The organism is Mucilaginibacter panaciglaebae (genome assembly GCF_039539265.1).
GTDB lineage: Bacteria > Bacteroidota > Bacteroidia > Sphingobacteriales > Sphingobacteriaceae > Mucilaginibacter > Mucilaginibacter panaciglaebae.
On record NZ_BAABCV010000005.1, the window covers coordinates 1 to 13,071 of the forward strand.

Genomic DNA, 13,071 nt, shown 5'->3' on the forward strand with positions numbered 1-13,071 from the left:
TAGCATTGCGAACAGGCTTTCCAGAGCCTAATGACACGTCTTAATCTTTTCTCTTTACCTTTTTCTTCTGCAATAAAATTATTCTTATTTATCATTCAAACAACTCCTATGCAAACATAGGATGACAAAAGATTATTACACCACATGGCTCGTCCCTGAATAATACTTAAGGTTAATCAGATCATTCGGTATCGGCTTACTGTTCCACTGATGATGAATAGCAAGTGCAGTACCCATGGCCGTGGCCTGTGCCATGGATGCGGCGTATACTTCAATTTGAGGGAAGGCAGCCGCCAGCAAATGCATAAACACGGAGTTCTTGCTAAAGCCGCCATCTACAAAAATGCGTTTTACCGGGGTGTTTTTTAACACGTAGCCGGTGGCGATCTTTTGTTTCGAGATGATCTGGTGTATCAGCTCGTAATAAGCCGCAATGTCCTTGCCCGGCATATCTGGATCGTACGGAATATTGCGGTATTTGATCACATCTTCGCCAAACTTTTCGGCGATAGCTTTAATACCCTGATCATATTCATGCCCGCTGAACAGCCTCGATGCTTTGACCGGCTTGCCCTTGTATTGAATGTAGTTGAGGCAATCATTTTTCAATTCTTCTGCCGTTAAAGGCGCTTGATCAAAAGGGTTTAAACTGATAGACCAGGTACCTGTGGACAGCAGCACAAACGGCTCGCTGAAACTGGCCAGATAAGGGATCAAGGCTGCTGAGCTGTCATGCAGCCCTATACCGGCTTGATACCAGCGTCCGTTAAAGTAAGACGGAATTCTTTCGTCAGCCGGGGCAATTGGGGCAAGAATGTTATCAAGGCCTTCTTGCTTCACCCAGTTATGGTAGTCATTTTTCTCAAAATCCCACAGAGCGGTATGGCAGCCAATACTGGTAAGATCAGAAAAAGCCTTGCCGGTAATCAGGTAACTCAGATATTGCGGCAGATGCAAGGCGTACCTTATGCGCTCAAACAGTTCAGGTTTTTGATGTTTAATGCGATACAATTGCAAGCCCGAATTCAGACTTTCCAACGCTGGTGATGCTGTTTTAAAGGCTATTTCCGCTTCATCGCCATAGGCATCATAAAATTTCTTCCTGATGTCCTCCGGATAGGGCTTCAGGTAATTGTATAATGGGGCTATTGCGTTACCATCCTTGTCCAGATAAACAAAGCTGGCGCCATAAGCCGAAAAGTTAACCGCCTTTACGTCAAATTGCTCGAGGCGGCTAACTTCATTTAATGAGTCAAAAACAGCTTTTTTAAGCGCTTCGAGGTTTTCGCAGGCAAAGCCGTCCTCGTCCACAATTTCATTGAACCGTGCAGAGCGCTCAAACACAATGTTATAGCTTTCATCAAAAAGAAAAAGCTTTTTATTGGTTTTGCCAACGTCAAAAACTGCTATTACGGGCGTAACCTCCATTACAAACCTGTTGCCTGAGTTTTGTCGCCGCGATCTTTAATCAAGCCTTTACGTACTTCCAGCCCACGGTAAACCGCAATTGGGTTCAGCGCGCCACCTTCACGTAAACGGGCCTCCGCAATTAGCGGACGCACATCTGTGCGATATGCGGCCTGTAATATCTCTTGTGCTTTAGCTACATCGTTATTCAGCTGTGCGTCAACCAAAGCCCGAGTATCCACCAATAACGCCTGCGCGTACGCGATCTTGATAGCCTCCACCGATTGCAAGAGGTCTTCTATCGGGTCCTTGACATTGTGAGATGCGTCGATCATCCAGCCGATACCGTTGGCATGATTCAAGCCGGCGGCGTCCATGCCTTCAACCAGTTCGTTAAATATCAGGAACAATTGATAGGGGTTGATGCTTCCTACGGTGAGGTCGTCATCGCCATACTTGGAATCATTGAAATGGAAACCGGCCAACTTGCCTTCCATCAGCAGTAAAGAAACGATTTGCTCAATGTTGGTATTTGGCAGGTGATGACCCAGATCGACCAACGTCAAAGCCTTTTTACCCAATTTAGATGCCAACAAATGCGATTGCCCCCAGTCGCCGATAGTGGTCGAGTAAAAGTTAGGTTCGAAAGGTTTGTATTCTATCCAGACTTTCCAATCATCCGGCAGGGCATCATAAATATGTTGTAAGCTATCCAATGTATTTTGAAAAGCCTTGCGGAAGTTCAGCTGCCCGGGGAAATTTGATCCGTCTGACAACCAAACCGAAAGCGCATTTGAACCTAATTCAACACCATATTTAATCACCTCGATGTTATGCTGAACAGCTTGATCGCGCACTGCTTTGTCGGTATGATGCAGTGAGCCAAATTTATAGCTCAGCCTTTGATCTTTCTGATCCTGAAAGGTATTGGAGTTTACCGCATCAAAATGCAAACCATACTGCGCCGCATGGGCCTTGATCGCCGATGCATTTTCGGGAATATCCCAGGGGATATGCAGCGAGATTGAGTTGCTCGAGCGGTTCAAGGCGTGGATAGTACCTACGTCAGTGATCTTCTCTTCCAGCGTACGCGGCTCGCCGCCGCCAGAAAAGCGCCCGAAACGTGTACCGCCTGTACCCAAAGCCCAGCTTGGTATAGCAATATTGAACGCGCGTAGTTTTTGCAATACGCTATCCAGGTTAGCGACATCTTCGGCCACAAAATCAAACTTGCGTTTGTGGTCCTTCAAATGCTGCTGATTGTATTCGTCGATTTTAGGTTGTTCCATAACGTTGCAGGTTTATCTTACAAATGCAGCGGCTACACCGCCGTCAACATTTAACACGTTACCGGTCGATTTATTCAACAAACCGCCCGCAAAAGCGAAGCAGGCATTGGCGATATCTTCAGGTAAAATCATTTCATTTAATAAAGTACGTTTAGCGTAGTAAGCAGGTAATTCCTCTACCGTTATGCCATAGGCTTTCGCGCGGCCTTCGGCCCAGCCGCCGGCCCAGATATTACTGTCGCTGATCACGGCATCAGGGTTAACTACATTAACACGGATCTTATCGCCGCCCAGTTCGGCTGCGTTTAATCTGCTTAGGTGCAGCTGTGCTGCTTTGGCGCTGCCATAACCGGCATTATTTGGACCGCTTACCAAGGCGTTTTTGCTGACGATATTAATAACATCGCCGCCTATATCCTGTTTCTTCATTACAGCAGTAGCGGCCTGTGTTACCATGAACTGGCCTTTCACCAATACATCATACAAAAGGTCCCAATCTTTTTCGGTATGTCCGGCGATGTCTTTAGAGATAGACAGGCCGGCATTGTTTACGATCAGATCCACACCTCCGAAGGCCAGGACAGCCTTGCCTATTGCATCAGCAATCTGCTCGCCTTTGGTCACGTCTAATATCGCAGTAGTATAAGCGTCTTTACCAAATAGTTTTTTAAACTCTTCGGCGGCGCCTTCCAGACGTTCGGCATTCATGTCGTTCAATACCACAACAGCACCTTCCTGCGCAAATTTTTTGGCAATAGCCTTGCCAATGCCCCCTGCGCTGCCGGTAATCAAAGCAATACGGCCCGACAAAGCTTTGGGCTTAGGCATGCGCTGCAGTTTGGCTTCTTCTAGCAGCCAGTATTCAATGTCAAATGCTTCCTGGCGAGGGAGCGAGGTGTACTCAGAGATCGCCTCGGCGCCTTTCATTACGTTAATGGCGTTGATGTAAAACTCGGCAGCTACGCGGGCGGTTTGTTTATCTTTGGCAAAGGTGAACATACCCACGCCCGGATATAAAATTACCACTGGGTTAGCATCACGCACAGCAGGGCTGTTAGCATGCTTGCATGTATTGTAATATTCGGTATACATGGCGCGGTAAGCCTCAAAAGCAGGTTTTAAACGGGTCTTCAATGCTTCGGCGTCGCCCAAATCTTCATCCTTACCCAAATCCAAAACCAGCGGGCTGATCTTGGTCCGCAAAAAGTGGTCAGGACAGCTTGTGCCCAGGGGCGCCAAACGGTACAGATCATTAGAGTTGGTAAACTCCAAAACACGGACATCATCGGTAAAATGACCGATCATGTTTTGTTTTGATGAGCAGAAACCGCGAAGTACAGGTGCTAACGCAATGGCTTGTTTTTTACGACCGGCCTCATCGAGGCTTTGAATTTTAGCCCCGCCAAATATTGGTCCTTTTTTGCCGTAGTTTTGCTCCAGGTATTCGGCGCATTGCTCAATAACTTCTAAAGTATTTACATAGCTTTCGTAAGCAGTGTCGCCCCAGGTAAACAAACCGTGCGAGCCGAGCATAATGCCCCGGATACCCGGATTGGCATCCAGGCAAGCTTTTAATTGCAGGCCCAGGTCGAAACCCGGTCGCTGCCACTCAACCCAGCCTATTTTGCCTTTAAATAAATCCTGAGTAATTTGTTTGCCATCTTTTGCTGCGGCGATAGCGATGGCTGCGTCAGGGTGCAGATGGTCTATGTGTTTGAAAGGTAAAAATCCGTGCAGCGGGGTATCTATAGAGGGGGCTTTGGATGCCAGGTCATAAATAGTATGGTTAAAAAGTTCAACCATTTCGTCCTCATATTCCAGGCCGCGGTAAACGTTTTTCAGGTTTCTCAGCCTGTCAACATAAAGTGCCGCCAGTCCGCTTTTGGTCAGCGTACCAATATCGCCACCAGATCCTTTGATCCACATTACTTCAACTTCCTCTCCGGTTAGCGGGTCTTTAGCTAAGGCCTTGCATGAGGTGTTGCCGCCACCGTAATTGGTCAGGCGCAGGTCGGCGCCCAGCAGGTTTGAGCGGTATATTAACAGCGCGACTTCATCACCGGCAAGCTTTGCAGCTGCCCCATCGTCCCATAAATAGCTGACGTGCTTAAAATTTGTTTCTTTGATAGACATTATTGTACTGTTTGTATATTGTTGGTTATTTTTTACCAGTGCTTAGAAGATTGGACGACAGCCACCGCCATGAAAAATATTTATCAAAAATCAATCTTCTAAACGCTTAAAGTTATTTTTTCAATTCTAATTGCTGTGTTTTAGCAGCAGTTGTTTCTTTATCCTTCAAATTGTTGCCGTATCCCACCAAAATAACTGAAAGAATGATGGTGAGAATCCCGGCTATCAAAACGCCTTTGGCTTTTCTGCTTACGCCTTTCCACTCTTTTAAAACCAATCCCCATGCGTTGGCAACGAGGATGATAAACGCCATGTGCAGGATCCATGAACTTGCGCCGTTGCCCAGCTTGCTTTCGCCCATGCCATAAAAAAAGAATTGCAGGAACCAGGTTGTTCCTGCTAGTGCCGAAAAGACATAGTTTTTTAACAGGGGAGTTTTTGGATTAACATAATCGCCGAATGTTTTGTTACGCGCATTCAGGATCATACACCAAATAAAATTAGTAGTTAAACCACCCCAAAGAATAACGATATAAGTAACGTTGTTTTTGTACAGGAAGTTTTGGGCCGGGTCGGTAATGTGATGGGCCAGGCGCCAGGCGTTATTGGCCGCATTGGCCATGTCGGCGCCGGCGTCAATACCAAAAGCAAAGCAGGCGCTTAATACCCCTGATACGATAGCTACCGCGATACCTAATCCAAAGCGATATTCTTTATTTTCGTTGGCAGCAGCGCCGTCTTTAGCCAGGTCGCGCTCTTTCAAAGTGCCTGCCCGGCCGCAGATAATGATACCGATCACGCAGATCAATATCCCCAGTAAAACTAACTGGCCCCATTGGTGCGAAGCCAAAATACCGATGCTGTCTTTCCCCTCTTTTGGCGCAAACTGATAATAAGCCGCAGGCACCAAGGCACCAAACACAGAGCATAAACCCAATATAATGGTACTACCCAAAGACACGCCGAGGTATCGCACACCCAAACCGTAAGTCAAACCGCCAATGCCCCAAAGCAGGCCGAATAAATAGGTCAAAGCCAGTATGCCGCCGTTGGTAGCTGCTATGATATCGCCAAAATGCGGAATGGTTAGCCAAGCCGCAATAGGTGGAACGATAAGCCAGGAAAACAGGCCCCCTACTATCCAGAAACTCTCCCAGGCCCAGCCCTTTACTTTTTTGTAAGGGATATAAAAGCTCCCCGACGCAAACCCGCCGATGAAGTGAAATATTACACCAAAAATTACTTCCATGTCTATAAGTTTAGTTGGTTGTGCTAAAATGATAAGTGCCCGAGCCTATATTAACTGCGGTAAAACCGTCAATTTGGTCAGCTGCTTTTGTAACGGGTTTGCCGCTCTCGGTAACTGCGCTGTCGCCTTTGGTTGGTACATAAACAGTGGCGGTAGTATTTGCCGGAATAACAACGTCCAGCACAAAGTTGCCGTTCTCAATCTTCCAGTGTGAGCTTGCTTTGCCGTAAGGCGTTTCGTAATTGGCAGCTACATCAGTTAGTTTACCGCCAACAGTTGGTTTTATAGTGATGCCTTTATAGCCCGGCTGTTCAATTTTGGTGTCGATGCCGGCGACGGTGCGATACATCCAGTCGCCAATTGCGCCGTAAGCATAGTGATTATAAGAGTTCATCGACGGAACTTCTAAGGTGCCATCGGGTTTAATACCATCCCATCTTTCCCAAATGGTGGTAGCACCCATTTTTATCGGGTATAACCATGATGGATAATTCTCCTGCAACAATAATCTGAAAGCGGCATCAGCATGGCCGTAACGGCTCAGTGCATCGCACAGATAAGGTGTGCCCAAAAAGCCGGTAGTCAGGTGGTTGCCGTAGCGGCGGATATTAGCCTCCAGACGGTCAGCCGCCTGTGCTCTTAAATTTTCAGGCAGCATATCAAACTCCAGCGCCTCGGCATAAGCGGTTTGGGTGTCTGATGATATCAGGCCATTTGGCGTTACATACTCACGCATATAGGCATCTTTTATATCGGCCAATAACTTGGTGTAGGTTTCAACATCTTCTGTTTTACCTAATACTTTGGCAGCGTTGATAAGCAGTTGCGTTGAGTGCGCATAAAAACACTGGGCTATCAGGTATTTGCTGGTGATAGCCGCTGTGCCGTCGTTATCATCATTGCGGGTGTAAAACAGCCAGTCGCCAAAGTGGCTGCCGGTGTTCCACAGGTTATTATGGCTGCGGCTTTTCATAAAACCAACCCAGGCTTTCATGCTGTTGTATTGGTTTTCCAGAATTTGTTTATCGCCATAAGCCAGGTACATATTCCAGGGGATGATGGTTGTTGCGTCGCTCCAGCCTGCGCTGCCGCCACCGCCGGTTGGTTTTCCGTTATCAAAAGCGTCCGGAATAACATGCGGCAGACTGCCATCGCTAAACTGATCAAGACTAACATCCTTTAACCATTTGGTGAAGAAATTATGCACGTTCATGTTGAAGGTGGCAGTGCGCGAGAATACCTGCGCATCGCCGGTCCAGCCCAGGCGCTCATCGCGCTGCGGGCAATCAGTAGGAATATCCAGGAAGTTGCCTTTTTGTCCCCACTGGATATTGTGTTGTAATTGATTGATCAATGGATTTGAGCAAGCGAAAGTTCCTGTCGGCGGCATGTCTGAATAAACAGCTGTTGCAGTAAAATCCTCGGGTTTGATGTCGCCCGGATAACCCTCGATACGGATATAACGGAAACCCTGCCACGTAAACTGCGGTTCACAGGTTTCCATGCCCTCTCCCTTTAAAATAAAAGTATTTTGACACTTGGCATCGCGCAGGTTATCGGTATAAAAATTACCTTCTTTATCCAGTACTTCAGCATGCGAGATCACAATCTTATCGCCGGCTTTACCGCGCACGTTAAATTTCACCCAGCCTACCAGGTTCTGTCCAAAATCAATAACCTTTTCGCCTTTTGGCGTGGTGAATAGTTTGATGGCTTTAAAGGTTTCGTGCTTTTTAACAGGCTCATTAACGGTAGCAATCAAAATATCCTTAGGATAATTACCAATAACGGCGTTTTTCCAATTGCTGTCGTTAAACCCGGCGGTGCTCCAGCCTTTTTGCTCCATACGGGCATCAATGGTCGAACCCATATAAATTTCGGCATAGCGCACTTCGCCTGTTGATGTTTTCCAGGTGTCGTCGGTAGCGATGGTTGCGGTGCTGCCGTCGGTATAAGTAATGTTGATCTGCATCAGCAGTGCTATATCTTTACCATAAATTTCGTGGCGGGTGCCGATACCATAAATGCCGCGGTACCAGCCGCTGCCCAAGCTTGCGCCTGCGGCATTAGCGCCGGGCTGCACCAGGTTAGTTACATCATAAGCCTGGTATTGGATGCGTTTATTGTAGCTGGTATAACCCGGTGTAAGATAAGCATCACCAACGCGTTTGCCGTTAATATGCGCCTCATATAAACTATGTGCAGTGATATAAGCTATAGCTGTTTTCACTTTCTTGTTTACGATAAATCCCTTTCTGAATAACGGGCTTGGTCTTGACGCTTCCTCCTGACCCGGACCGATCCATTGGGCCTTCCAGTCGTCTGCCTTTAACAAGCCCATGCGGAAAGTGGCAGTGCCCTGTGATGACTTGCCATGATTATCCCAAACCTTTACCTGCCAGGTATATTTCTCGCCCGACTTTAAAGGACTGCCCTGATAATAAATGTACATTGATTGATCGCTGTTTACTTTAGCTGGTGCCCAAACGGTGTGTTTGGCATCGTCAGTAACTTTGATCTGATAAGCGGTTTGCATGACGTTGCGTGCCTGGCCGCCATCTAACTGCCAGCTAAAGCGCGGCGCTACAGCATCAATGCTGATAGGATTTGGCAGGTTCTCGGTCATTAAATGCTGAACCTTTACTTGCGCTATGGTTACATGACTCGCAAGCAGGCCAATAAATAAAAAGAAGACTTTTCTCATTGTTTATTAAAAAAGGATGTATAATTGGTATGGGCAAGTTAACAAAATTCATTTTGGTTAACTGTCCCCTACTGTCCTAAACAATTATAGTGTGCTTGACAGAAATTAAGCAGAGTGACAGTGGTTTTATTTTAAATGACATCCTGACCGAAGGAGACCTATACGCAGACCATAATGCGAGTGTACAGATCTCTCGTTATCGCCCGGGATGGCAGCTTTTTGTCTGGCAGCAGCATGAAAAATTATTTGAAAATTATCCAGATCGACGAGCACTCCATCACGCCAAAATACCTGCAGATATGTAACTCTATTTTGCGTGGTATTGAGGGGGGTATGGTAGAGAAGGATGACATCCTGCCGTCTATCAATGATCTGAGTATCGCTTTAGAAGTAGCCCGAAATACCATCGAGCGGGCGTATAAGGAATTAAAGAAGTACAGCGTTATTAACTCGGTAGCAGGTAAGGGATATTTTATTAGCAATGTGACGTTTGATCAGCCAATAAAAGTGTTGCTGCTGTTTAATAAGCTGAGCAGTCACAAAAAGATCATTTACGATGCCTTTGCCGAAGTGTTAGGCAGCAACGCAGCTATTGACTTTTATATTTACAATAACAACTTTAACTTCTTTAAGAAACTGCTTACCGGCGATATCGATCATTACTCTAAACTCATTATCATTCCACATTTTATCGAGAATTCAAGCAGCGCAAAAGCTATCATAGATCAACTTCCAAAAGACAAATTAATATTGATGGATAAGTTGCTGGAAAACATCAGCGGCGAGTTTGGTGCGGTGTACGAAAATTTTGAGCGGGATATTTACGACGCACTGTCTCAACTGTTGGATAAGCTGAGCAAGTACCATACACTGAAAATCATCTTTCCGGAAAACAGCTATTACTCAAAAGAAATATTGACCGGCTTTATCAATTTTTGCCGCCAGTATGCTTTTGAGTATGAAACTATCCACAAGCTTAGAGATGAAACCCTGCAGCCAGGTACCGTTTATATTAATTTAATGGAAGATGATCTGGTGGAGTTGGTAGAAAAGATTGTAAGCGATAAACTCAAGATAGGCCAGGACATCGGTGTGATATCCTACAACGAAACGCCGCTGAAAAAAATCATCCTGAACGGTATCACCACTATATCAACAGATTTTAAAATGATGGGTGCCAAAGCCGCGGAGATGGCACTGAATAATACCAAGGAGCATATTGCTATACCGTTTAAGGTGAGGTTGAGAGATAGTCTGTAAAACCAAAAGACTCCTTTCGGGTACAATCAGATACCTATGAAACAAATTGTACCGGCTTATAGTTTGTTTGCTTGTCACACTGCATGCAATAAGCCAATTGGGTATTTATCTGGCATGGGCGGCCAGAGGTCTGCAAATGACTGTCAATCCTGTACGCATCTAAAACCTAAATGCTCCATACCACTATCCTCTGTACTCTTCATGCGGCGGGCAACACGATAACCGGAGCAATAGCTGTCATTACACAAAAAAGATCCGCCGCGGATGACGCGTTTTTTGGCATAGGGTTCATCTGGGTCATAACTATCTGCCGGGCCCTGGGGTTCGGTTACGCCTTGCGGCTTATTGATAGTTTGGTAATAGTCGTTTTTATAATAATCAGAGCACCATTCCCACACGTTACCGGCCATATCATACAAGCCATAACCGTTAGGTTTAAATGAACCTACCGGAGCAGCAAAGAAGAATTTATCCTTTAGTGTGTTTTTATTGGGGAAATCGCCTTGCCAGGTATTGGCTTTGGGTTGCCCGGCATCCACAGGCTCATTGCCCCAGGGATAAATGTCGTTGTTAAGCCCTCCACGTGCTGCCCATTCCCATTCAGCTTCTGTTGGCAAGCGCTTACCTGCCCATTTACAATAGGCAACGGCATCATACCATGATATGTGAACAACAGGGTAGCTGTCTTTCCCCTTGATGTTGGAGTTTGGCCCGTGTGGATGTTTCCAATCGGCACCTTTTTCCCAACTCCACCACTGGCTGTAATCATTCAGATTAACCGGATGCGACGGCTGATTAAAGATCAGGGACGCGGGTACGAGCAAGCTTTCGTCGGGTTTCGGTGTTCCCGGGGGCACTTGTTTTTTTAGCTCTTCCCAATCTGGTTTGCGCTCGGCGGTAGTTATATAACCCGTGGCTTTTACAAACTTAGCAAACTCTGCATTGGTTACCTCGGTTGCATCCATCCAAAAGCCTTTAACGGTTACCTTATGTTTAGGATATTCGTCCGGGCCGGCTTGCTTATTGTCGCCGCCCATGCCGAAGGTTCCGGCTTTGATCCACACCATGCCTTTATGCGAATGGTCGCCAATGCTTTTAGTATTCACAGTCGAACCTGACAACCCGGGAAAGCGCGCCGGTATATTGGATTCGCAGCAAACAGCCGACTTGGCTTGTGCAACCGGCTTTTTTACTTCGGCTGTTGCATTAGTTTTTTGTTTACACGAGGTGATTACAGCCGAAAGAGCTATCCCCCCCCAAAATAATATGGAACTTCCTCTCAACATCTTCTTTTATTTATTCTTTCTCTGACCGGGCTTAGGCAATACCATGTGTGTATGTGCCCAGTTTTGCCACAGGCTATCCATTTGTTTGACTTTATCAGGATATTGTGCTTTCAAATCGTTGGTTTCACTGCGGTCTTCGGCCAGATTAAATAAGTGCCAGTTATGATCGCTGGTTGATACCAGTTTCCAGTCGCCCACGCGGGCATAACGTGCCTGAAAATGCTCATTAAATATTTCTTCATGACCGGCAACGGCCTTACCCTTAAATGCCGGCACCAGGCTTATGCCGGGTGTAGGCGGAATGTCGTGGCCTTTGTAGGTTTTAGGATAAGCAGCACCGGCCAATTCAGTAAAGGTGGTCATAAAGTCCATCACGTGGCCAACCTGTTTATTGTAGCTGCCTTTGGGTGCCGTAATCCCTTTAGGCCAAAATGCTATCATCGGTGTATGTAAACCTCCTTCGTACGACTCAGCTTTCCATAAACGGTAAGGGGTGTTGGCTACATTGGCCCAACGTTGACCAATAGAAGAATAAACCACCTCCGATCCCGGAATATTATCTTTCTTGGTCGAGTAATCAATTTTGCGACCGTCGCGGGTTTCGCTTGGGCGGTCAAAACCTGGCCCGTAGCCTGGAGCGCTCTCGGCGCTGGCGCCATTGTCTGACAAGAAAACAATGAGTGTATTATCCAGCTGCCCGGTTTGTTTAAGCGCGGAAATGATACGGCCAATGCCCTGATCCATACAGTCAACCATAGCGGCGTGTACGGCCATGGCTTGTGCGTCCCAATCTTTGTCAGGGTTGTTCTCCCATTTCAGGTCGTCATGCCAACGAGGTGAAAGTTTAGTGGTTTTTGGGTCGATCAATCCCAATTTGATCATTTTTTGATAGCGTGCTTCGCGGATAGCGTCCCAGCCTGCTTTGTAAGTGTCTTTATATTTGGCGATATCCTGTGGTTTAGCCATCAGTGGCCAGTGCGGTGCGTTTTCGGCTACGTACAAAAAGAATGGCTGTTTTTGCCTGGCATAACCTTTAATATAAGCCACCGCAGTATCATTAATAGCATCAGTGTGGTAGTAATTTTTAGGTACCGATTTTATAGGTTGGGTGCCGCTTACCAGGCTGAACGGATCAAAATAATCAACCACCCCCCAAATGGTACCAAAATATTTTTCAAAACCACGACTGGTTGGATATTGCTCTATCGGCGAAAACTCAGGGTATTCTTTATGATGATCCAACCAGGCCAATTGCTCTTTAGGGTCCGGCTGCCCGTTAGTATTCGAGACATGCCATTTGCCCGACATAGCGGTATGATAACCTGCTGTTTTCAATACCTCGGCTAAAGTAACTGCATTTTGGGTAATATGGCCCAGATAGCCGGGTTCATCTTCGGCGTCGGTCATTTTACCTATACCGGCCTGGTGGTTATACAGACCGGTAAGTAAAGACGCCCTGGTGGGGCAGCAGCGCGAGGTATTGTAAAAATTAGTAAAACGGATACCATTTTGCGCCAGGTAGTTGATATTGGGCGTTTTGATTTCGCCGCCATAACAGCCAACATCGCTAAAGCCCATATCATCTGCCAATATAACAATGATGTTTGGTCGCGGCGGTGCAGCTTTGGTTGGTTTGGGTTTAATTTTCCAGGCCAGCAATGCCGCCGTTACACCTGCTAAGGGTAACATTACATACAGCTTGTTATATTTCATGGTGATTGTTCTTGTCGGTCTAAATTATTA

Annotated in this window: 8 protein-coding genes; 1 reads left to right on the forward strand and 7 read right to left on the reverse strand. The window is 46.4% G+C overall.

Annotated features, from left to right (window positions below; genetic code table 11):
- Positions 1-135: 135 nt before the first annotated feature.
- The 5 genes from ABD772_RS07780 to ABD772_RS07800 form a co-directional block, all read right to left on the reverse strand.
- On the reverse strand, positions 136-1,428 hold the full coding sequence (locus ABD772_RS07780) for an FGGY-family carbohydrate kinase (protein ID WP_345102516.1): 1,293 nt from the start codon (positions 1,426-1,428) through the stop codon (positions 136-138).
- Positions 1,428-2,696: a sugar isomerase gene (locus ABD772_RS07785; protein WP_345102519.1), complete on the reverse strand. Its 1,269-nt coding sequence runs from the start codon at positions 2,694-2,696 to the stop codon at positions 1,428-1,430. The genes ABD772_RS07780 and ABD772_RS07785 overlap by 1 nt, the downstream gene beginning before the upstream one ends.
- A 12-nt stretch (positions 2,697-2,708) precedes the next feature.
- Complete coding sequence (locus ABD772_RS07790) at positions 2,709-4,829, reverse strand: bifunctional aldolase/short-chain dehydrogenase (protein WP_345102522.1); 2,121 nt, start codon at positions 4,827-4,829, stop codon at positions 2,709-2,711.
- A 112-nt stretch (positions 4,830-4,941) separates the two neighbouring features.
- Complete coding sequence (gene rhaT, locus ABD772_RS07795; RefSeq protein WP_345102525.1) at positions 4,942-6,078, reverse strand: L-rhamnose/proton symporter RhaT; 1,137 nt, start codon at positions 6,076-6,078, stop codon at positions 4,942-4,944.
- Positions 6,079-6,088: 10 nt separating this feature from the next.
- A complete protein-coding gene (locus ABD772_RS07800) occupies positions 6,089-8,782 on the reverse strand; it encodes a glycoside hydrolase family 78 protein (protein WP_345102527.1) in 2,694 nt (897 codons plus the stop codon).
- A gap of 180 nt (positions 8,783-8,962) precedes the next feature.
- Here ABD772_RS07800 and ABD772_RS07805 point away from each other — a divergent pair, with 180 nt between their 5' ends.
- A complete protein-coding gene (locus ABD772_RS07805) occupies positions 8,963-10,042 on the forward strand; it encodes a GntR family transcriptional regulator (protein ID WP_345102530.1) in 1,080 nt (359 codons plus the stop codon).
- 143 nt (positions 10,043-10,185) lie between these two features.
- On the opposite strand, the gene ABD772_RS07810 is transcribed toward ABD772_RS07805, so the two are convergent.
- Positions 10,186-11,328 carry a formylglycine-generating enzyme family protein gene (locus ABD772_RS07810; protein ID WP_345102534.1) on the reverse strand — a complete coding sequence of 381 codons (1,143 nt, stop codon included), beginning with the start codon at positions 11,326-11,328 and terminating at the stop codon, positions 10,186-10,188.
- Between the two features lie 6 nt (positions 11,329-11,334).
- Positions 11,335-13,041: an arylsulfatase gene (locus ABD772_RS07815; RefSeq protein ID WP_345102537.1), complete on the reverse strand. Its 1,707-nt coding sequence runs from the start codon at positions 13,039-13,041 to the stop codon at positions 11,335-11,337.
- Positions 13,042-13,071 lie beyond the last annotated feature (30 nt).

What these genes read in the sequence shown, in the direction of transcription:
- ABD772_RS07780 (WP_345102516.1), bottom strand. Translation starts at nt 1,428, where the DNA reads ATGGAGGTTACGCCCGTAATAGCAGTTTTTGACGTTGGCAAAACCAAT.
- ABD772_RS07785 (WP_345102519.1), bottom strand. Translation starts at nt 2,696, where the DNA reads ATGGAACAACCTAAAATCGACGAATACAATCAGCAGCATTTGAAGGAC.
- ABD772_RS07790 (WP_345102522.1), bottom strand. Translation starts at nt 4,829, where the DNA reads ATGTCTATCAAAGAAACAAATTTTAAGCACGTCAGCTATTTATGGGAC.
- rhaT (WP_345102525.1), bottom strand. Translation starts at nt 6,078, where the DNA reads ATGGAAGTAATTTTTGGTGTAATATTTCACTTCATCGGCGGGTTTGCG.
- ABD772_RS07800 (WP_345102527.1), bottom strand. Translation starts at nt 8,782, where the DNA reads ATGAGAAAAGTCTTCTTTTTATTTATTGGCCTGCTTGCGAGTCATGTA.
- ABD772_RS07810 (WP_345102534.1), bottom strand. Translation starts at nt 11,328, where the DNA reads ATGTTGAGAGGAAGTTCCATATTATTTTGGGGGGGGATAGCTCTTTCG.
- ABD772_RS07815 (WP_345102537.1), bottom strand. Translation starts at nt 13,041, where the DNA reads ATGAAATATAACAAGCTGTATGTAATGTTACCCTTAGCAGGTGTAACG.